The organism is Adhaeribacter pallidiroseus (genome assembly GCF_003340495.1).
GTDB lineage: Bacteria > Bacteroidota > Bacteroidia > Cytophagales > Hymenobacteraceae > Adhaeribacter > Adhaeribacter pallidiroseus.
In genome coordinates this window covers 1,767,128-1,787,676 of the sequence record NZ_QASA01000001.1, presented here as the reverse complement: position 1 = coordinate 1,787,676, position 20,549 = coordinate 1,767,128, and the positions used below count along the sequence as shown (strand labels likewise).

General features: G+C 40.1%; 17 protein-coding genes. 13 read left to right on the top strand and 4 right to left on the bottom strand.

The features are described from left to right. Positions 1-299 precede the first annotated feature (299 nt). The 3 genes from AHMF7616_RS06880 (at position 300) to AHMF7616_RS06870 (ending at position 7,017) form a co-directional block, all read left to right on the top strand. Positions 300-890, top strand: a complete 591-nt coding sequence (locus tag AHMF7616_RS06880) for a biliverdin-producing heme oxygenase (protein WP_115372217.1) — start codon at positions 300-302, stop codon at positions 888-890. A gap of 99 nt (positions 891-989) precedes the next feature. After that, positions 990-2,528: a GAF domain-containing protein gene (locus AHMF7616_RS06875; protein ID WP_115372216.1), complete on the top strand. Its 1,539-nt coding sequence runs from the start codon at positions 990-992 to the stop codon at positions 2,526-2,528. A gap of 394 nt (positions 2,529-2,922) precedes the next feature. Next, positions 2,923-7,017, top strand: a complete 4,095-nt coding sequence (locus AHMF7616_RS06870) for a chemotaxis protein CheB (protein WP_158546114.1) — start codon at positions 2,923-2,925, stop codon at positions 7,015-7,017. Between the two features lie 77 nt (positions 7,018-7,094). On the opposite strand, the gene AHMF7616_RS06865 is transcribed toward AHMF7616_RS06870, so the two are convergent. Then, positions 7,095-7,343: a hypothetical protein gene (locus AHMF7616_RS06865; RefSeq protein WP_115372214.1), complete on the bottom strand. Its 249-nt coding sequence runs from the start codon at positions 7,341-7,343 to the stop codon at positions 7,095-7,097. A 408-nt stretch (positions 7,344-7,751) separates the two neighbouring features. Between AHMF7616_RS06865 and AHMF7616_RS06860 the strand changes: the two genes are divergently transcribed. Beyond that, complete coding sequence (locus tag AHMF7616_RS06860) at positions 7,752-8,813, top strand: PA0069 family radical SAM protein (protein ID WP_115372213.1); 1,062 nt, start codon at positions 7,752-7,754, stop codon at positions 8,811-8,813. A gap of 197 nt (positions 8,814-9,010) precedes the next feature. After that, positions 9,011-9,427, top strand: coding sequence for a hypothetical protein (locus AHMF7616_RS06855; protein WP_115372212.1), 417 nt, complete (start codon positions 9,011-9,013; stop codon positions 9,425-9,427). Between the two features lie 131 nt (positions 9,428-9,558). On the opposite strand, the gene AHMF7616_RS06850 is transcribed toward AHMF7616_RS06855, so the two are convergent. Further along, positions 9,559-11,598: a M3 family metallopeptidase gene (locus tag AHMF7616_RS06850; RefSeq protein ID WP_115372211.1), complete on the bottom strand. Its 2,040-nt coding sequence runs from the start codon at positions 11,596-11,598 to the stop codon at positions 9,559-9,561. A gap of 1,284 nt (positions 11,599-12,882) precedes the next feature. Between AHMF7616_RS06850 and AHMF7616_RS06835 the strand changes: the two genes are divergently transcribed. The 4 genes from AHMF7616_RS06835 (at position 12,883) to AHMF7616_RS06825 (ending at position 15,188) form a co-directional block, all read left to right on the top strand. Further along, a complete protein-coding gene (locus tag AHMF7616_RS06835) occupies positions 12,883-13,296 on the top strand; it encodes a hypothetical protein (RefSeq protein ID WP_115372208.1) in 414 nt (137 codons plus the stop codon). A gap of 291 nt (positions 13,297-13,587) precedes the next feature. Beyond that, the gene (locus tag AHMF7616_RS06830) at positions 13,588-13,818 is read left to right on the top strand and encodes a hypothetical protein (protein WP_115372207.1); all 231 of its coding nucleotides are present in this window, start codon (positions 13,588-13,590) and stop codon (positions 13,816-13,818) included. A gap of 21 nt (positions 13,819-13,839) precedes the next feature. Beyond that, positions 13,840-14,139, top strand: coding sequence for a hypothetical protein (locus tag AHMF7616_RS27035; protein ID WP_233507379.1), 300 nt, complete (start codon positions 13,840-13,842; stop codon positions 14,137-14,139). 38 nt (positions 14,140-14,177) lie between these two features. Next, positions 14,178-15,188 (top strand): 4Fe-4S binding protein, encoded by a 1,011-nt coding sequence (locus AHMF7616_RS06825; protein ID WP_233507377.1) that lies wholly within the window; start codon positions 14,178-14,180, stop codon positions 15,186-15,188. Position 15,189: 1 nt separating this feature from the next. Here the strand turns inward: AHMF7616_RS06825 and AHMF7616_RS06820 are convergent, their stop codons facing one another. After that, entirely contained in the window at positions 15,190-16,164 is a 975-nt protein-coding gene (locus AHMF7616_RS06820; protein ID WP_233507375.1) for an alpha/beta fold hydrolase, read from the bottom strand. Positions 16,165-16,428: 264 nt separating this feature from the next. Further along, entirely contained in the window at positions 16,429-16,935 is a 507-nt protein-coding gene (locus AHMF7616_RS06815) for a peroxiredoxin (RefSeq protein ID WP_233507372.1), read from the bottom strand. Positions 16,936-17,030: 95 nt separating this feature from the next. On the opposite strand from AHMF7616_RS06815, the gene AHMF7616_RS06810 reads away from it, so the two are divergent. Genes AHMF7616_RS06810 through AHMF7616_RS06795 form a run of 4 tightly spaced genes read left to right on the top strand, consistent with a single transcriptional unit; the run spans position 17,031 to position 20,544 of the window. Next, complete coding sequence (locus AHMF7616_RS06810; protein WP_115372205.1) at positions 17,031-17,723, top strand: glycosyltransferase family 2 protein; 693 nt, start codon at positions 17,031-17,033, stop codon at positions 17,721-17,723. Positions 17,724-17,726: 3 nt separating this feature from the next. Next, a complete protein-coding gene (locus AHMF7616_RS06805) occupies positions 17,727-19,205 on the top strand; it encodes a cellulose synthase family protein (RefSeq protein ID WP_115372204.1) in 1,479 nt (492 codons plus the stop codon). A 5-nt stretch (positions 19,206-19,210) separates the two neighbouring features. Further along, positions 19,211-20,299, top strand: coding sequence for an MptA/MptB family glycosyltransferase (locus AHMF7616_RS06800; protein ID WP_115372203.1), 1,089 nt, complete (start codon positions 19,211-19,213; stop codon positions 20,297-20,299). Positions 20,300-20,307: 8 nt separating this feature from the next. After that, a complete protein-coding gene (locus tag AHMF7616_RS06795; protein WP_147275622.1) occupies positions 20,308-20,544 on the top strand; it encodes a hypothetical protein in 237 nt (78 codons plus the stop codon). Positions 20,545-20,549: the final 5 nt, after the last annotated feature.

The following is a 20,549-nucleotide window of genomic DNA, read 5'->3' as shown; positions in this document are numbered from 1 at the left end:
TTCGCCTTTTTGCCCAGTGTTGCAAGAATCTTCATAACCTAAATTTAGACGAACGCGAAGTAATTAGTCTGACTAAACATTTTGGCTAAAGAGCTGAAAACGTAATAAAGCTGGGTAAACTAAGTCCGGAACACCAGCAGGTAGTGATTGCTGCCTAACATCAAGGGCTATTTACAGATAGAAAAAATAAAATTAAATTTAGGGCAAATAGATTAGCCTAATTTACGTATTAATACCAATAAGCCTTCGGTGTATTACGGAAGCTTTTATTTTGATTCCGGAATAGCCTTTATTATTTTATGATTTTAGACGCATTAAAGACGAAAACTGCCGCTAGCCACCGTCATGTAGAAGCCAGTCCGTTAATGCAGCCAATTGCTTCCCGCACGCTTACTCCGCAAAATTACACCCATATTCTGCGGAAATTTTACGGTTTTTTTCAACCTCTAGAAAATGCCATTCATCAATTACCCACATTAGAGCATTATTTGCCCGATTTAGGTACACGCCGGAAGTCCGGTAGTATTTTGCAGGATTTACGGGCTATTCACCAGGAAAACATGGCGCTTACTGCCATTCCGCTGTGTCCTGAGGTGCCTCTTATAACGCAGGTAAGCGATGGGTTTGGAGCTTTGTACGTGATGGAAGGTTCTACGCTGGGAGGCAAAGTAATTTCTAAAATTGTGTACGAAACGTTGGGCTATACGCCCGAACACGGCATTTCTTTTTTTAATGGCTACGGTACGCAAACCGGCCCTAAATGGAAAGCTTTTCAAGAAGCCTTAGTACGGTTTGCTGCAACTCCCAGCCAAGAAGAAGAAGTGGTGCAAGCAGCCATCCGTACTTTTCAAAAATTAGAAAATTGGTTTCATAGTTCATTAATAGCTTAGAACTACCGCCTAAATGAGTTAAAATTATCCTTACTACAATTTTCTAATTTTAAAAATTCGGTTCTGCTAACCAATAACCTTTAACGAACAACTCATTACATGAATATACCCACCACTAAAAACTACGATTCTGAATTCTGCGGCAGTTTGCCTTTACATTTTATAAACATGGTACAACCGCACGGTATGGTAATGGTTGTGCAAAAAGAAACGTTTATAATCCGGCAAATAAGCGAAAACGCCGGAGAATTGTTAGGAGTTGGAGCGAGTGAGTTACTGAACCAGGAATTAGCCCAGTACGTGTTGCCCGAGGATTTAGAAGTTATCCGGCACAAAACCCAGCAGTGGAACATCAACGACCGGATTCCGGAAGATCTTACTTTTCGGGTACATGATACCGAAAAAAAGTTTAGTGTAGTCATTCACTCTAAAGAAAACTATATATTACTGGAACTGGAACCCAGCTTAACCCCGGCGGCCGGCGAACTCGATTTTGTGCACATTTACCAGGAAATTATGTTTATTCTGGCTGCTTTTAAGAAGGCCGATAACATCGAGAAATTATGCCAGATTGCGGTTACCGAAATTAAAAAATTATCCGGCTTTGATCGGGTTATGATTTACAGGTTTGATAAAAACTGGAACGGCACCGTGATTGCGGAAGCTCTTGCAGAAGACTTGCAACCGTATATGAATTTGTGTTTTCCGGCTTCGGATGTACCCCGCAATGCCCGCGAGTTATATTTAAAAAATTCGTTTCGCTTGATTCCTAATCGGGAATATACTCCGGCCCGGCTGATGCCGGTTCTAAATCCTATCTCCTCTAACTTCACCGATTTATCGGATTGCAATTTACGGAGTGTGGCCAACGTGCACCTGCAATATTTAAAAAATATGGGAGTGCAAGCCTCTATGTCTACGCCTATTATTAAAGACAACACGCTTTGGGGATTAATATCCTGCCATCATAAAACGCCTAAAAACTTATCGTTCGAAATGCGTTCTGCTTTCGTGCTTTTATCTTCTATTATTTCGTCGCAGGTAGTGGCTAAGGAAAATGAACACAGCTTAGGCCAGATTAATGAGCTAAACGAAGTGTTTACCAAATTGCTGGCGCAAATGTATAACCAGCTGGATTTTGGGCAAGGCTTGGTACAAGGCCCGTATACCTTAACCGATTTATTTCGGAGTTCCGGCGCAGCCGTAGTACTGGATGGCGAAATAAAAAAAGTAGGAGAAACGCCTAAAACAGCAGAAATTAAAATTATTGTACAATGGTTGCAGCGCAACCGGGTAAATAAAATTCATACTACCGAGAACTTACCCCATCAACTCGAAACAGCTAATACTTTTAAGAACAGGGCCAGTGGTTTAATTGCTTTACCTATTGCGTTAGAGCGAGGGGATTATATTTTAGGTTTTCGCGGCGAATTAGTGCAAACCATAGCGTGGGGAGGCAACCCGAACGAAGCCATTACCATGGAGCCGGATGGAAAAACTTACCATCCCCGCAATTCTTTTACCATCTGGCAGGAACAAGTTAAAAATACTTCTTTACCTTGGTCGGAGCAGGACATTCACATAGCGGAACAACTGCGGATTGCCGTTCTGGAACGTATTGTAAAAGATACCCACTAATAATAATAACCAAAATGATTTACTTTAACAGTGCAGGTTATTTTAAATTTTCGAAAAGGTGACTGTTTGGGTACTGCTAAAGCGCATTGCCGTTGTATGTGGATTCACAAACGGCTTTCGTGTCTTTTTGCAAAAGTCATATCCTTATTCATTTATTGTTCTTAATTTTAAACTTGTTTAAACCTTAACCCGGAATACACGTCTTTAGCGCATACATTATCCGTATTTATACATATACCCCGAAATCAGCTTAAATTTTTAAAATAATACGATTGGCATTGCTTCTGCACCAAAAGAAACACGCCTCCGATTACATCTTTATTTTAGTTGATTTATGATTTAAGTTTTACGGCTACGGCACATTAAAATGGATCCCAAATCAACGAACATAAATATGACTTCCGCATCCGTGTACCAACCCGATCAACGGAAGTTTAAGGTGCCAAATTCAGATATTTTCGTGGTAGCTATTGGTGCCTCGGCAGGTGGTTTAGAAGCTATAAACGAATTTTTTGATCATTTACCTTCCACTACCAACGCGGCGTTTGTAATTATACAGCACCTTTCGCCTACCCACAAAAGCTTAATGCCCGAGTTGTTGGCTAAACACACCAGCATGCCCATTAGTGAGGCAAGTGAAGGAATAACCTTACAACCCAATTGCATTTACCTGATTCCGAATAAATCTATCTTAACTATACAGTTAGGTAAATTACGGCTTTCTCTAAAAAGTACAGCTCAGGTACCCAATTTAGCCATAGATATTTTTATGCAATCGCTGGCAACGGATAAAAAAAATAAGAGTATCGCTATAATCTTATCCGGTACCGGCAGTGATGGCAGCAGGGGTTTAGAAGCGGTGAAAGCAGCCGGCGGTCAGATTATTGTGCAGGAGCCTACTTCGGCCCATTTTGATGGCATGCCCAACAGTGCCATTGCTACTGGTTTAGCCGATGCCATATTGCCGCCCAAAAGCATGTCGGCTTACCTGATTAATTACATCAACAATTACGATCTATATTCCGACGGCGTGCAACCTAATTTGCTGCCGAGTAATAATGCGGTGGTAGAAGAAATTCTGGAATATGCCAAACAAGCCTGTGGATTAGATTTCACGTCGTATAAACGGCCTACGCTTTTCCGACGGGTAGCTAAACGCATGCTGGAAACTAATTTTGAATCCTTTGAAAAATACTTTACTTATTTAAAAGAAACCCCCGCAGAAGTGCAGCAGCTTTGCGGCGAATTTTTAATTAACGTTACCCGATTTTTCCGCGATGAGCGGGCTTTTGCCATTCTGGAAGAAAAAGTAATTCCCGAAATAGTAAAAATTAAAAAGCACGATGATGCCATAAAAATATGGGTAGCCGGTTGCAGTACCGGCGAAGAACCTTACTCGCTGGCTATGTTGCTGGATACGCATTTAAATAAGCTCCAGCTTCATATTCCGGTAAAAATATTTGCCACCGATGTTGACAAAGAAGCCTTGCATGTAGCCTCCCGAGGATCTTACCCCAGTATTATAACGCAGGTACTGCCTTCGGCTATGCTGGCTAAGTACTTTATTCGCCGCGGCGAGGATTACTCGGTGTGCGAGCACATCCGCAAGATGATTATTTTTGCCCACCACGATGTGGCTAAAGATGCTCCGTTTAGTAAAGTAGACTTAGTAAGCTGCCGCAACATGCTTATCTACATGGATGGTCCGTTGCAGCAAAAAGTGCTGAACTCTTTTCACTTTGCCCTGAGCCTAGGGGGCTTTTTGTTTTTAGGCCCCAGCGAAAATTTAGGTTCGGTAAAAGACTTTTTCTCAGAAATTAGCCGCAAATGGAAAATCTACCGCAACCTGGAGGTTTCCCGAAAACAATTACCGCCGCATATTAGCGTACGTAAATTGCAGATTGATTCGCGCCCCCCCGAAACCATCCGGATTAAAAATACCAAGCAAAATTTGCAGCACCAGATTGGTGCTATTTTTAACGCGGCTTTAGTAGAAGAATTTAATTATGCGGGAGTTTGCATCGACGAGAATTATCAGTTATTGCATGCTATTGGTGATTATAAAAAATATCTCGATATGCCAGATTGGCAATTGCATTTTAGTTTAACTAAAATGGTGCCCGAGGAGTTGGCCGTAACCTTGGGAGCATCCGTGCGGAAAGTAGCTAAAAGTAAACAAAAAACCGTTCTGCGTAACGTAAAGCTAAGCCGTAATGGCACCACCCGGTTCATTGATATTGTTATTAAACCTTTTTTAACCGGCGAATACAGCGAACGTTTTTTGTTTATTTTATTTAGTGAAGCTACCCGTTCCAAAAATCAGGAAGAAGCATACTATAGCAATAATACCAATCACCAGGATCAACTAAACGCCTTAGAACAAGAATTAAACGAAACCAAAGAAAATTTATACACTACTTTCGAAGAGCTGGAAGTATCGAACGAAGAACTTCAGTCTAATAACGAAGAACTGTTATCGGCCAACGAAGAATTACAAAGTACCAACGAAGAACTCCAGTCGCTGAACGAAGAGCTGCACACGGTAAATACCGAACATCAGCAAAAGATTAAAGAATTGCTGGAGCTTAACGAAGACATGGACAATTATTTCCGGAATGCCGATATTGGGCAAATGTTCGTGGATCAACAGCTAACCATCCGCAAATTTACCCCGGCCGTTATTAATCAAATAAATTTAATTCCGAACGATATTGGCCGGCCATTGGCGCATTTCTCGAATAACCTCAAGTACGATCATCTGCTGGAAGATATTCAGGAAGTAATTGAAACCGGAGCTCGGATCGAAAAAGAAATTCAATTACGGTCGGGCAGCTATTTTTTGATGCGGTTGGTACCTTATTTAAAACAAAACAACAAATTAGATGGGGTGGTAATTACTTTTGTTGATGTTACCCTGCTAAAAAAACTAAACAACACCCTAGAAGGAATATTAAACAGCTCCATTAATGGCATTATCGCCTTAAAAGCCATTCGCAACCCAGTTAACCAAATTATGGATTTTGAATGGTCGATGGCCAATGAAGCAACCGGCCGCTTATTTAAAAAAGATCCTGCTGCTTTAATCGGAAAAAGTTTCTTGGAAGAATTGCCGGGCATGAAAAAAAGCCGGTTATTTAACCGTTTGGTACAAGTAGTAGCTACGGGTGAGCTGCTGGATTTTGAACATTTTTATAACTACGATGGTCTGGAAACCTGGTTCCAGACGGTAGCTGCGAAAGTAGAGGATGGCTTAACCGTAACCTTTGCCGATATAACGGAGAAAAAAGTAGCCAGCCAGAATTTACTGACCGCTTACCAGGAAATACAGGTAGTGGAAGAAAATTTAAAAAAACTTAATCTTCAACTAGAAGAACGCATTCTGGACCGTACCCGCGAATTGTCGGCCAGCGAAGAACGGTTCCGGCTCATCTCCTTAGCCACCAACGATGCCATCTGGGACTGGACCTTAATAGACAATAAGTTGTGGTGGAACGAAGGTTTTAAAATTATGTTTGCTTACACCAACGAGCAAATAGAACCCGGGGTAGAGTCGTGGTTTAAACGCATTCACCCCGACGACAAAGAACGGGTAACAGCCAGTGTAAACGAAGCCATTAACCAAAGCCAAGAACAATGGTCGGCGGAGTACCGGTTCCGGAAAGCGGATCATACGTACGCGCATGTATTTAATCGGGCGTTTATTATTCTGGACGAAAACGGTATTGCTTACCGCATGCTGGGCTCCTTAATTGATTTAACCAATTTAAAACTGGCTCAGGAAGAATTAAGCAAAACCAACGCCGACTTAACTCGCATCAACAACGACCTGGATAACTTTGTTTACACGGCTTCACACGATTTAAAATCGCCGATATCTAACATTGAAGGCCTGTTATATCACTTAGAATTAGAGTTAGCGGAGGCAGATGACCACATTTTAGAGATCTTAAGTCATATCAAAAAATCCGTAGATCGGTTTAAGGCTACCATTAAAGATCTGACGGAGATCACCAAAGTTGGAAAATTGCAAGAAGATGACTTTACCGACGTGGATATAAAAGAGCTGCTCGAGGATATAAAACTCAGCATTAATAATTTGATTGAAGACTCCGGCGCCGAAATAAACTTAGAATGTGAACAAAGCCCTAAAATTAAATTTTCGCGCAAAAATTTAAGAAGTATTTTGTATAACCTGGTAAGTAACTCTATTAAATACCGCGATTTTTACCGGCCGGTTAAAATTAAAATAACTACCGAAAAAACGCCGGAGTATTCGGTGCTCGTAGTAGAAGACAATGGTTTAGGCATTGAAGAGTCGCATCGGGCTAAGCTCTTTAGCATGTTTAAACGTTTTCATAACCACGTAGATGGCTCTGGCATTGGTTTATACATTGTAAATAAAATTGTAGAAAATGCCGGTGGTAGAATAGAAGTAAATAGTATCCTAAATGAAGGCACCACGTTTAAAGTATTTTTAAAAAATAATTAGAATGTACTGCTAAAAAACAAAAAAGGTCACTTTAAAGCAAAGCGACCTTTTTTGTTTTTTGGCAGTACCAAGTAAGCTTATTCTATAATCTCGCGTTCTTCTAAATAAGCCCACATGGCTTCTTCATTGGCTCCGGTTATAAAGCCGTAAACTAACATTACGGTATAAACGCCAGCCAGTAATATGCTTAAGGGAACACTAAATAAAATAGAAAATAAAGTAGTACCAAGAGGATTAAGTTGTTTTTCCATTTTGGTGGCGGCATACATGAAAAACAGTAAATTAAAGCCAATGGAAAAAGCGATGAAATTGATTAACTGCAACATAGGTCAAAAATAGGATAAATAACGAAGTACGATCTATAGATCTAAGTCAGCAGTTCTTAATACTGTTAATTAGACAATGCTAATTTAAAAAAATAATTATCAATGCAAACAACTATTAAGAGTACTTTACGTATAGTGCAACTTCTTTATTAAAATACTCCTTCTATTTACATTAAAATCAGTTCTTTAACCCTCTTCTATAAATCTATTTAAGGTTAAGCTCATTTCTTTGCCAAGATAAAGTTTGACAGTAAATACTTACCCTAGCTAAACACTTAATTCTTCAAGTTAGTAGGGTTTTCTTCATAGTTACTTTCGCTTAATGAAGTAAAACTTTATTATTAAAAATTTTGCTATATTTTTTAGCTAATTAAAGGGCGTAATTGCTAAAATAATTAACTTAGCTCCATGGAAGAGCCACTGTACTTAAAGGGCCGGGGTGCCCAACTTAACCCAGTAAACCGTTACCGGAAAAATGAATATGTAACGGAGCACCCGGAAGGCTTGGACGAACCTTTACTGGAAAATTCTAAAACAGAGTACTTTACCGAAAATCCTAAAAAAATAATCAACAAAGTAGAAAGCCCAGATATTGGCCTTTCTTATTCTATGAACCCGTACCAGGGTTGTGAACATGGTTGCATTTATTGTTATGCCCGCAATACGCACGAATATTGGGGCTACAGCGCCGGTTTAGATTTTGAAAGAAAAATAATCATTAAAGAAAATGCCCCGGAAAAGTTAGCCGCTCAGCTGGAAAATCCCAATTGGCAGGTTATGCCTTTGATGCTGGCCGGTAATACGGATTGTTACCAACCCATTGAGCAAAAAAAGCAGCTCACTCGCCGGTTACTCCAGGTGTTATTACAATACCGCCATCCGGTAAGTATTATCACTAAAAATGCATTAATCCTGCGCGATTTAGATATATTATGTCAGTTAGATAAACTAAACTTATTGCATGTAAATATTTCGCTTACCACTTTGAACGAGGAGTTACGAACCAAATTAGAGCCGCGCACGTCTGCTGCCACTAAACGCTTAGCAGTCATAAAAAAACTTAGCGAAGCGGGCATATCGGTAAATGTAATGTTGGCGCCCATTATTCCGGGCTTGAACGACCACGAAATTCCGGCGCTAATACAACAAGCGGCGGCGCACGGAGCAAGCTCGGCAGCCTATAACATTGTGCGTTTAAACGGTTCTATTGGCGAAATATTCCGCGATTGGATACATACCAATTATCCTGACCGGGCCGAAAAGGTATTAAACCAAATTGCGGCTTGCCACGGCGGGCAGATCAATGACAGTACTTTTGGGCGGCGCATGACCGGGGAAGGACAATGGGCACAAACCATAGGCAGTTTATTTCGGGTAACCAAAGAAAAATACATGAAAGGTCGGCACATGAAACCATATAACTATCATTTGTTTTGCTCCAAAGCGGGAAAACAGTTAGGCTTGTTTTAATTTTTTAAAATTTTTGCTCTCAGAAAGCGCTACTTGCTATTTTACCTTTCAAGTGCCATACTGGATTGAATCATTATTTAAAAAAGTAGCTCAGAAACTATTACTAGAATGTAGCTTATTAAAGGAAATTTTTTAACCACTCGATTAAACTTTTGGTTGTTCCGCTACTCTAAGAATTAAATAAAATTTATACCGATATGAAAAGTACTTTTTTTGCAATTGCCTTGGGGTTAGTAACAATTACTACTACCTATGCTCAAACCGGAAATCAAACTAATACAGCTCCCAATCAGGAAGCTCGCCAAAGAGCTACCCCCGAAGAACGGGCTGATCGCCAAACCAAAATGATGGCAAGTACTTTAGGCCTTTCCGCGGATCAGGAAGCTAAAGTTAAAGCTTTGAATTTAAAACGCTTAACGCAAATAGATGCTTTACGGGAAAGCAAAGAAACACAAGCAAACGTAGACCGCAACCAAGCCAAAACAATCCGGGACAACTGGAATATAGAACTCAAATCTATTCTTACTCCGGAACAATATACGAAATACGAAGCCCAACAAGGAGAAATGCGGGGAAAACGCTCCCGCATGAATGGCTCCCGGAAACGGTCTTAATAGGCTATTTCTTAATAGCAATCAATGAAAAACAAAAAATGCAAGCATAGGGCTTGCATTTTTTGTTTCCGGCTTTATTATCGGAAGTATTCTTATTCACTTACAGCTGCTTTGTAATATATTTTTAAATTTTAATCTTTTAGTAAACCCGTTCGCTTCAATAAGGCTTTTGGCGAAGGCTCCTGCCCCCGGAAACGTTTATAAAGAATCATAGGTGGTTCGCTGCCGCCGGCTGATAAGATATGTTTTTTAAATAAATTGGCCGTTTGCTTGTTAAATACACCTTTCTCCTGGAAAAACTCAAAAGCGTCGGCATCCAGCACTTCGGCCCACTTATAACTATAATAACCCGAAGAATACCCGCCTTGAAAAATATGGGAAAAGGAACAACTGGTATTGGTACCGGGTACCAGGGGTAAAATTTCGGTTTCAACTAAAACATTTTTTTCAAAAGTAAATACATCCGGAATTAACTCCACTGATTCGATATTGTGCCACGCTAAATCCAAGCGCGCTAAGCCAATTTGCCGCAAGGTAGCGTAACCAGCCATAAAATTGGTACTTTGTTTAATCCGCTGAATGAGTTCATCCGGAATAACTTCACCGGTTTGGTAGTGCCGCGCGAATAAATCCAAGCTTTCCTTCTCGGTGGTCCAGTTTTCAAAAACCTGCGAAGGTAATTCTACAAAGTCCCAGTACACGTGCGTGCCAGACAAGCTGGCATAAGTACCATTAGCAAGTAAACCATGTAAAGCATGCCCAAACTCGTGAAATAAGGTCCGTACTTCGTTAAAGGTGAGCAGAGCTGGTTTGGTGGGTGTGGGCTTGGTAAAGTTACAGACAATAGCCACGTGGGGCCTTTGGTCCTTTTCTTTTTCTTTTTTCTGCGACCGGTAAGAAGTCATCCAGGCGCCGTTACGTTTGCCGGGTCGCGGGAAAAAATCGCAGTAAAAAATTCCAATATGCTGCCCGTTTTCGTCTTCTACTTCGTATACTTTTACATCGGGGTGGTATGTTTGGATAGTGGTATTTTCTTTATAAACCAAACCATATAATTTGTGAGATACCGCAAAAACCCCCTCCATTACTTTTTCTAACTGAAAATACGGTTTTAATATTTCGTCGTCAATGGCGAATTTTTCTTTCTTCCATTTCTCGGCGTAATACGACAAATCCCAACGTTGTAATTGTTCCGGGCCATTTATTTGCTGCGCGTAATCCGTTAAACTTTGCCATTCTGTTTGTGCTACGGGCTTGGCATGTATTAATAAATCTTCCAGAAATAGTTGCACCTTGCCGGGAGTTTGAGCCATTCTTTCTTGCAGCACAAAATCCGCGTGGGTTTTAAAACCTAACAATTGCGCGCGCTCTAGTCGCAATTGCACAATTTTTAAAACCACTGCTTCATTGTTATAAGTATTATCCTGGCAAGCCCGGGTGGCATAAGCCCAGTACAACTGCTGCCGAAGCTCCCGGTTATCGGCATAAGTCATAAAAGGAATATAACTGGGTAAGTGCAAAGTAAACAGCCAGGAATTTTCTTTTCCTGTTTCTTTAGCTGTTTGAGCCGCCGCTTCCACCAATGATTCCGGTAAACCGGCTAAATCGGCGGTATTTTTAATTTCCAGCGAATAATCGTTAGTTTCGTGCAGCACATTTTCGCCAAAGGTTAACGATAACTGCGATAATTGATTATCTAACTCGCGTAAACGTACTTTATCTGTTTCACTTAAATTAGCGCCGTTCCGGATAAAGCTTTTATAAGTTTTTTCAAGCAAGGTTACGTCTTCAACGGTTAAAATAAGCTCGGATCTGACTTGATATACCTGGTTGATTCGTTTGAAAAGTACCTCGTCCAACATAATATCGTTGGCGTAGGCTGTTAATAATGGCGAAATTTCTTTCGCTAAATGCTGTAGCTCCAGATCAGTTTCAGCCGCGTTTAGATTAAAAAAAATACTGGAAATCCGGTCTAGTAGCTGACCACTTTGTTCTAAAGCCAGAATGGTATTCTCGAAAGTTGGCGGTGCCGGATTAGAAGTTATTTGGTTTATTTCTGATTTGCCTATATGCAGCGCTTTTTGAATAGCGGGCAAATAGTGCGAGTGCCGGATTGAATGAAAAGGTGCTGTATCAAATAAAGTATTAAAATCTTCTAGAAGCGGGTTCATGCACTAAAATTATATTTTTAAATTTAATTTTATAAAGAAGCTGCATACAGTTTTAGAACGTTTGCCAAGCCACTCTGGCCCAGCATATTCATCAGACTATAATATCTTCGATAAAGGCTTAATTTAATTTTATAATTCCGAGATGCCGATTATTTTCTTGAAATAAATCGAGATAACCCTATTTTATCTAGCGTTATCTGCGTATAATCTAATTTGTAAAAGGGCTTACCCGCAAAAATTACTCAAAAAGCATAGGGACTTGCAAATCATTTAGGTAAGGGTCTAGGCAGGTGGCTTTGGTGTAAGTTCTGATTAATCCAATATCTTTTAAATTATACAAAAACCAAACTTCGGCGTAAAAACTACCTAGCCAGTAAATATTAATTTTGCACCAACCTTTTATCCGATAATGCAAGTAGTGGCCCTCTTGGCGAATAAATTGCATTTTTTCTGATAAAGACATTAACTCGAAATCTGAAACACCTACCATCAATTGTTGAAATTTGGCTATTACTAAAACTCAAATTAATAATTTTATACTTCAGTAAGCAAAATATATCTAGCCTCTAACGAAGCAGACTATATTTTTGCTATTTTTTTAAGGTACATTTAATTTTAAACCGCCAGGATTTAAAATTAAATGTACCTTAAAGCTGAAAAATGAAATACAAAGCTATAATGCCGATGAAGGTGGTAATGATACCCGCTATAAATTCAGGTTTACTTTGGGGCAAAGCGCAATGGTCGCATTCGTGTTGGTTAGCGGCATACTGATGACCACACTTTGCACAAACTTTCCATTCAGATTTATTAAGTAAAATTTCATGTTTCATAGCTTTCCGGATAAAAGAGTAATTCCCTAAATAAACACTTTAAATATACCCTTAAACTTTTAAGAATCAAGTTTTTACTTAAAACAATTTTAAAAACCTTTCTAACAATTTATCAACCTTCCACCCGCTACTTTTGACATTTTAACTTTTTTAATTGTAAATGTACCGCTTATTTATGCTGTTGCTCATTAAATTAGTTTTAGCGCCGCGGTTGTTTAGATTTGAGCAACCGCAGCGCTAATCTCCACTATCTGGTACACTCAAAAAAGCAATCTATTAGGTTTAACTTAAGACTTGTATTAAAATTTATTTTTATCCATAGCTTAAAAACAGTATAACTTTTTTTCATTTTTAACGTTAAATATTTACATTTGCATATATAACATTATAACTATTCAAAAAATAACTTTAATTCTTTTTATTTACCCCGGAGTTTTTTAAATTTATATCTATGAAGAAATTATTTCTAAGCTTTATAATAGTTGCTTTTTTTAGTTGCGTGGCTCAAGCGCAAGATGTTCCAGCTTCAGCCGACAAAAGAATAAATTTACTCACCCGGGTAATGGCTACCGAGCTTCAGTTAAATGAGGCTGAATTTATTAAATTACGATCATTGAATCGCGAAAGAATTTTAAAATCAGACGAGATTGCTGTTCTCTACGGTTCTGATGCTGCTGTAGTAGCAACTAAACTTAAAGAGGTGGAAGATAATTTCGATAAGCAGTTTACGGCTATCTTAAACCCGGTGCAACAAGCAGCTTACACTAATTACAAACAAACTACCGAAGAAACTAAGCTTACTGCGGCGCAGGTCGAAAAAGTAGATAAAGCAAATGCAGCTTTAAAAGACAAAAAATTAAAATAAAGGAACTATTCCCACTCCTGAAAGGCCGCTCTTGAAAACAGCGGCCTTTTTATTTGGGCATAATGAAAGAATTTTTAATTTTAATTTATATTATCTTTAATGGTTGATACTCTACTGGTCTAACCTGTTTTCTTCTTACTTCATCCAAGCTTTTGTTCCAGTATTCATTTACACCGGATTATGAAGCACTCGCGTATACCCGTTTTAAAAGCATTAATAAGCGTAAGGCACCGGTCTTTTTTCTTTACTAATTAAAGAAAAATTTAAAAAAACGGATTAAATTTTAAATTTATGAAAACCAGTAAATTATATAACTTTAAAGAAATGAATTCTTACCAATTTATCGCGGTGGTAGGCTTGGTAATGACCTTGGTGGCCCACGGAATTTTGGTTCTCACGGATAAACATATTTCTAGTTTTAACGCTTTATATGCTTGTTGGGTGGGTGTATTTGTTATCGGTGCCATCATAAATTATAATACGAAACCGCACGACCCCCATGGGCACCATCACCATCATTAATTTTTAAAATATTATAACCGCATGACAACACTCGCTACTGGATCACTGGTTGGTTCTAATTATCCGGATAAAATGGATTGGCTGCAAAATACAGCTTTAGGTGTATTTAGTATAGGCTTGCTTTTTGTTTTTATCAGTGGTTTTCAGGCATCTGGTTCCCGTACCATTATGTTCACAGGAATAGCCCTCGCAGTAGTAGCTTTGCTCTTTTATTTTTTACGCACCTATTATAAAACTCCTCCAGGAGTCCGGATCAATGGCATTTGGCATCGGAGCGCTACCAGCCGGGGTTTAATTGCTTGGGTTACCGGTGTTTTTTAACTGGTTTTTACGTAGTTTTATACTGGTGGCCCGACTTAATGACTGGTTTAATTCGTAGTATAGATCCTTTAAGTAAACTGCTGCGCGGAATAGAAGCTGACCGGTGGTTTTTATACGGCACATTTTACACCCTGGCTGTTTTAATAATGGGCGTGCGGGCCTTACTAAAATACCGCCACAGTCCTTACCAAATTATTCGTACGCTTTCGGTTATGTTTTTCCAGTTAGTTCTGGCTTACTTAATTCCATATTTTTTAATTTTATTTAATCAACCGGAGTTTTACTTATCTTATTTCTGGCCGCTCAAATATGACTATTTATTTCCGGGTACGGTTGATTATTTAATTAAATCGCCGGGAGCATTAGGAGTATTTTTTGTTTTCTGGACGGCCGTGATATCTTTAGTTGGCGTACCGGTATTAACTTATTTTTTCGGAAAACGCTGGTATTGCAGTTGGGTGTGCGGCTGCGGGGGATTAGCCGAAACGGCCGGTGACCCTTACCGGCATTTATCCGATAAATCCCGGAAAGCTTGGCAATGGGAAGTAGCCATTATCTACCCTATATTGGGTTTTATTGTCCTTACTACCGTATTGCTGTGGGTAAACGCCATTACTGGTGGAGGTATTCTTGGTGGCTTATCCAATGGTTTTTCGCAGGCCTACGGCTTTTTTATTGGTTCTATTTTTTCGGGAGTTATTGGCGTTGGTTTTTACCCGATAATGGGTTCTAGGGTTTGGTGCCGGTTTGGGTGCCCCATGGCCGCCTATTTAGGTATTCTGCAAAAGCATTTCTCCCGTTTCCGGATTACTACCAATGGCGGCCAATGCATTTCTTGCGGCAATTGCTCTAACTATTGCGAAATGGGTATAGATGTACGTTGGTACGCCCAGCAAGGTCAGCCCATTATTCGGTCGTCGTGCGTGGGCTGTGGCATGTGCGCTACGGTTTGCCCACGGGGAGTTTTAAATTTGGAAAATGGCCCCCTACCAGGCCGCTATCAACCCAGCGCGTTTATCTCGCCGGAAAATGTTCGGATTTTAAGTTAAACTATTTTATGAAGTTGGTGAGTGCTTTGTAAAAAGCTTCGGGGGCTTGCAAATGCGGAATGTGTCCTACTCCCGGTAAGCCCACCAACTTACTCGATCTAATTTGATTAACGGCTTTTCTGCCCAGTGCCGGATAATTGCCAGCCCGGGCTAATACTGCTTTATCTTTTATAGCGGCTTTGCCCACTACCGTTCGATCGGCTTGCCCAATAATGAGTAGCGTAGGCATTTGCAATTGTTCCAGTTCGTAGATAACCGGCTGTTGGTAAATCATTTCGTAGGTTTGCGCCGAAGTTAAGGCCACCGTTGCGTAATCTTTGCTGCGGGTTTGCGCTGCCGGCACTTTTACCCACTCTTCGTATTCGGGCAACCACTCCGGAAAGTAAGTTTTAAAATAATTGCTGATGGATTCTTCGGTGGTTTTAAGTTCTCGTTGGTAAGAAGCATCCAGCGTAGAATAAGGTACAATCATCCGATAATCTTCCAGGCCAATTGGATTTTCCAATACTAACTTAATGACTACTTCCGGGTACATTAAAGCAAACCGGGTAGCCAACATTCCTCCCATGGAATGGCCCACGATAACTGCTTTATTTACTCCCAAAGTGTCTAGTAATTGGCGCGTATTGCAGGCTAACTGATGAAAACTATAATGTAAAGAAGGTTTCGATGATTTTCCGAAGCCGATCTGATCCGGTACAATTACCCGATAACCTAACCCGGAAAGATACTTGATGGTTTGCTGCCAGTAAGCTCCCATAAAATTTTTTCCGTGCAACAGCACAACTGTCGGTTTCAGCGAATTGTTTTGTGTAGGTGCCACATCCATATAAGCCATCTGGCAGGCTTTATTCTCCATTTTTAAATGAATGTAGTGCACCGGGTACGGATAAGTATAAGCCGACAGTTCAGCATCCAGTACTTCCGGTATTTCGGTATTTTGAGAAATGCCGAAACGTGGTAAAAAAACAAACACTATAGTTAGTAGTAATAGTAGCTTCCGCCGTTGGATTATAGGTTGTATAATCATTGGATAGGTCTATTCAGTTAAGCTTTCTTTTTTTGAAAATTTAAAAAAATGCTTCTTAATTGTTGCAAATACAACATGTAAGTTAGTGTAGTTTTATTGGAATTAATGTGCGGCTTTTTAAATTTTACGAACAATCTCTTTATTTAGCCTCATAAGGCATCAAATCAGTAAATTATTATTTATACCTGCAAACAATTAATCCTGTACAACTTACGCTTCCGTAGTTAAGGTTTTAAGTATTTGCAAGGCATTTTGTACGTGTTCCAGTGGCTTTAACTGCGCGTTAAAAGAGTACCGGATTATTCCTTTTATATCAATTACATAGGTCGCCCGTCCCGGAATTAAACCTAGGGTTTTAGGCACTTCATATAATTTACGCACTTTACCCCCCGGATCGCTAAGTAAAATAAAAGGAAGCTGATACTTCGCCGAAAAATTTTGGTGAGAGTCCAGATTATCCGAAGAAACGCCTACTACTTCAGCACCTTGCTCCTGGAAAATCTCGTATTGATCCCGGAAAGAACACGCTTCGGCCGTACAACCCCGGGTGTCATTTTTCGGATAAAAATATAGCACTACACTTTTTTTATTTTGTAAACTGCTTAAACGAAATACTTCCTTTTTCGCAGTTAGTAATTCAAAATCAGGAGCAGAAATTCCGGTTTGTAACATATTTTTGAGGGTATGTGCCTGTTGGGTGCTAATAAAATTATGCATTATTGCCTTTTAACAATTATGTAACCGTTATTCTGAGATCTGGTTTCGGAATTACTATTATTTATTCTTCTGTACATTGTCTTACCTTTGTTGGCATGCGGCTTATTCACGTTATTATTCCGGCTTACAACGAAGAAAAATCTATAAAACAAGTAATTACAGCTATTCCGCAGGAACTAGTAACCGAAATAATTGTGGTCAATAATAATTCTACGGACCAGACTGCCCTGGTAGCCCAAGCCGCCGGTGCTACCGTTTTGTTTGAACCTAAGCCGGGATACGGAAATGCTTGTTTATCCGGCATCCAATACTGTTTAGCCAAGCCGGAACAGGCTAGGCCCCACATTATTGTTTTTGTAGACGGTGATTTTTCGGATTATCCGGAAGAAATGCCTTTGTTGGTACAACCTATTTTGGATAATCGGGCTGATTTAGTAATCGGCTCCCGCGCTTTGGGTCACCGGGAAAAAGGCGCCATGTTGCCGCAGCAAATTTTTGGCAATTGGTTAGCTACCAATTTGTTAAAACTATTCTACGGAGCCGCCTTTACCGACTTAGGACCTTTCCGGGCTATTCGGACCAATGCTTTGGTACAACTAAACATGCAGGACCGCACCTACGGCTGGACGGTAGAAATGCAGTTAAAAGCCGCTAAATTAAAATTACGCTGCGTAGAAGTGCCGGTAACTTACCGCAAAAGAATTGGCTTTTCTAAAATTTCGGGTACTGTTAAAGGCACCTTTTTGGCCGGCTACAAAATAATCACCACTATTTTCCGATATTTATAAGTGATGAGTACTTTGGCTTTGCTTCTGGTAGTAGTGTATGGTTTGTGCCTGATTTTAGTATTTTGCTACAGCTTAATTCAGTTACATTTAACCTTTTTGTACTATCGGTGCGCAAATAAGAAAAAAGATTTTCCGGATTTTCCGCTTTATTTACCAAATACTTTGCCCTTTGTTACCGTGCAATTACCGGTTTATAACGAGCAGTATGTAGTTGAAAGGCTCATTGATGCCATTACGGCTTTAGACTATCCTTTAGAAAAATTACAAATTCAAGTACTGGACGATTCAAATGATATTACGCGTGATCTGGTAGCTGCCAAGGTTGCTTTTTACCAAGCGCAAGGATTTGATATAACGCAAGTACTCCGGCCGGAACGCACGGGATATAAAGCGGGTGCTTTGGAGTACGGCTTAAATCTGGCCACTGGAGAATTTATCGCTATTTTTGATGCTGATTTTTTACCAGCGCCTAGTTTTTTGAAGCAAACCCTTATAAAATTTAAAAATCCAGAAGTAGGATTAGTACAAACCCGGTGGGGTCATGTAAACAGCAATTATTCTTTACTCACGAAACTACAAGCCTTTGGCTTAAATGCCCATTTTACGGTGGAACAAACCGGGCGCAGTTGCGGGCATTATTTTATAAATTTTAACGGTACGGGCGGCGTTTGGCGAAAAACCTGCATCCTGGATGCCGGTGGCTGGCAGACCGATACGCTCACCGAAGACCTGGATTTAAGTTACCGGGCGCAGTTACGCCACTGGGAGTTCCGGTACCTGGAACCCATTATTGCTCCCGCGGAGTTACCAGTTACCATGCCGGCAATCAAATCGCAGCAGTACCGCTGGACCAAAGGCGCGGCGGAAAATGCCCGTAAAAACTTAGGCCCGGTTTTCCAATCCAATAAACCCTGGTCAACGAAAATACACGCCTTATTTCACTTAGGTAACAGCAGTGTTTTTGTTTGTGTGTTCCTGCTGGCTTTACTGAGTGTACCCATCTTATTTATTCCGGATTATTATCCGCATTTACAAGCTTATTTCTTATCGCAAGAACTTTTTTTAATTAGTCTGGCGAGTTTAATTGCATTTTACTGGACTTCTTTCCGCTGTTCTAGTCCTAACCAAGCAGCTTCCTGGTTGCAATTTTGCCCGCGTTTTTTCTGGTTTTTGTGTTTCTCCATGGGTTTATCGTTGCACAATACTGTTGCCGTGCTGGAGGGCTATGCCGGCAAAAAAACTCCTTTTATCCGGACTCCTAAATTTAACATCCAAAAAGCTTCCGATCCCTGGCGAAATAATTTGTACCGTACCGCTTCTATCAACTTTCTGATGCTGCTGGAAGGTATTTTGGCCTTGTATTTCTTAGCCGGAATCTTGTTTGGTTTTTACTTGCAGCGCTATGGATTGCTGCCTTTTCATAGCATGCTTACGCTGGGCTTTGGTGGAGTATTTTTCCTGACTGTTAAACACAGCCGCTAAACACTATGGCGCGCACAACATCTGCTATTTTTCTGGTACTCGTATCAGTTGCGGCTTACGTAAGTCTCGGGTATGTTACAGAACGGACCCACTTCTCCCATGTGCTATTTTTATTTGCGCTGGCTTTTGGAGCTTACGTTAAATTTGGTACTAATAAGTATTTTTTTTTAAAAATTGCATTATTAACGGCCTTCTTTTTTCGCTTTTTGTTCTTGTTTTCCTGGCCAACCTTATCCGATGATTATTTTCGTTTTATTTGGGATGGCCGTTTACTAGCGGCTGGTATTAATCCATTTGAACAACTACCTTCCTATTATCTGAAGTTACCGGAACAAATTCCGGGCATTAATCCGCAATTGTACCATCAGCTAAATTCACCGCAATATTATTCCGTTTACCCGCCAGTGTGCCAGTTTATATTTGCAGCCAGCGCCTGGTTAGCGCCCGAGAGTAATTGGGTTTTGGTAGTTATTATGCGTTTAACTATCCTGATAGCAGAAGTAGGAAACATCCGAATTTTATTAAAGTTACTTCAATATTATAATAAGACCGCTAAACAGGTACTCTGGTATGCCTTAAACCCATTGGTAATAGTGGAGCTTACCGGAAATTTACATTTTGAGGCTTTACTGCTATTTTTTTTACTAAGTAGTTGGTATTTCATGACGCAACAAAAACTACTTTTTGCCGGCATTTTGTTTGGTTTGGCTGTAAGTGTAAAACTGGTGCCTTTACTAGTAATGCCCCTAATTCTGGCGCAACTGGGCTGGCGCAAGTTTGTGGTATTTGGCAGTGCGGCCGGGTTCAGTTTTGTAGCTTTGTTTGTACCTTTCTTCTCCCCGACTATCCTTTTAAACATTGGGCAAAGCATCAACTTATATTTTCAAAAATTCGAGTTTAATGCCAGTATCTATTACCTTTTCCGATGGTTGGGCAGCTTAATGGCAGGTTACAATCCGATTGCTATTCTAGGACCAAGTTTATCGCTGCTTACCGCAGTGTTAATAAGCATTGTAGCTTTTAAAGGCCGGAAAAATCTTCCGGAAAAACAGCCAGATTATTGGCTTGGCGCCTTTAGCTTATACTTTTTTTAGCTACCACCGTGCATCCCTGGTATTTAACTACGTTGGTAGCATTGTCCGTTTTAACCTTTTACCGATATGCGCTCGTGTGGTCGGGTTTAGCGGTATTGTCGTATGCTACTTATCAAACAGCCAGCTATCACGAAAACTTGTATTTAACCGCTTTGGAATACAGTTTGGTATTTGGTTGGTTGATTTACGAGTACAAAAAACAAAAAAATTTAAAAAAAGAGGCGTTTCCCGCTTTGCTCTCCTAAATCTA

Excerpts from the sequence above, each read along its gene's own strand:
- AHMF7616_RS06835 (WP_115372208.1), top strand. The coding sequence starts at position 12,883 with ATGAAGAAATTATTTCTAAGCTTTATAATAGTTGCTTTTTTTAGTTGC.
- AHMF7616_RS06865 (WP_115372214.1), bottom strand. The coding sequence starts at position 7,343 with ATGTTGCAGTTAATCAATTTCATCGCTTTTTCCATTGGCTTTAATTTA.
- AHMF7616_RS06875 (WP_115372216.1), top strand. The coding sequence starts at position 990 with ATGAATATACCCACCACTAAAAACTACGATTCTGAATTCTGCGGCAGT.
- AHMF7616_RS06800 (WP_115372203.1), top strand. The coding sequence starts at position 19,211 with ATGGCGCGCACAACATCTGCTATTTTTCTGGTACTCGTATCAGTTGCG.
- AHMF7616_RS06810 (WP_115372205.1), top strand. The coding sequence starts at position 17,031 with ATGCGGCTTATTCACGTTATTATTCCGGCTTACAACGAAGAAAAATCT.
- AHMF7616_RS06815 (WP_233507372.1), bottom strand. The coding sequence starts at position 16,935 with ATGCATAATTTTATTAGCACCCAACAGGCACATACCCTCAAAAATATG.
- AHMF7616_RS06855 (WP_115372212.1), top strand. The coding sequence starts at position 9,011 with ATGAAAAGTACTTTTTTTGCAATTGCCTTGGGGTTAGTAACAATTACT.
- AHMF7616_RS06805 (WP_115372204.1), top strand. The coding sequence starts at position 17,727 with ATGAGTACTTTGGCTTTGCTTCTGGTAGTAGTGTATGGTTTGTGCCTG.
- AHMF7616_RS06880 (WP_115372217.1), top strand. The coding sequence starts at position 300 with ATGATTTTAGACGCATTAAAGACGAAAACTGCCGCTAGCCACCGTCAT.
- AHMF7616_RS06860 (WP_115372213.1), top strand. The coding sequence starts at position 7,752 with ATGGAAGAGCCACTGTACTTAAAGGGCCGGGGTGCCCAACTTAACCCA.
- AHMF7616_RS27035 (WP_233507379.1), top strand. The coding sequence starts at position 13,840 with ATGACAACACTCGCTACTGGATCACTGGTTGGTTCTAATTATCCGGAT.
- AHMF7616_RS06870 (WP_158546114.1), top strand. The coding sequence starts at position 2,923 with ATGACTTCCGCATCCGTGTACCAACCCGATCAACGGAAGTTTAAGGTG.
- AHMF7616_RS06830 (WP_115372207.1), top strand. The coding sequence starts at position 13,588 with ATGAAAACCAGTAAATTATATAACTTTAAAGAAATGAATTCTTACCAA.
- AHMF7616_RS06850 (WP_115372211.1), bottom strand. The coding sequence starts at position 11,598 with ATGAACCCGCTTCTAGAAGATTTTAATACTTTATTTGATACAGCACCT.
- AHMF7616_RS06825 (WP_233507377.1), top strand. The coding sequence starts at position 14,178 with ATGACTGGTTTAATTCGTAGTATAGATCCTTTAAGTAAACTGCTGCGC.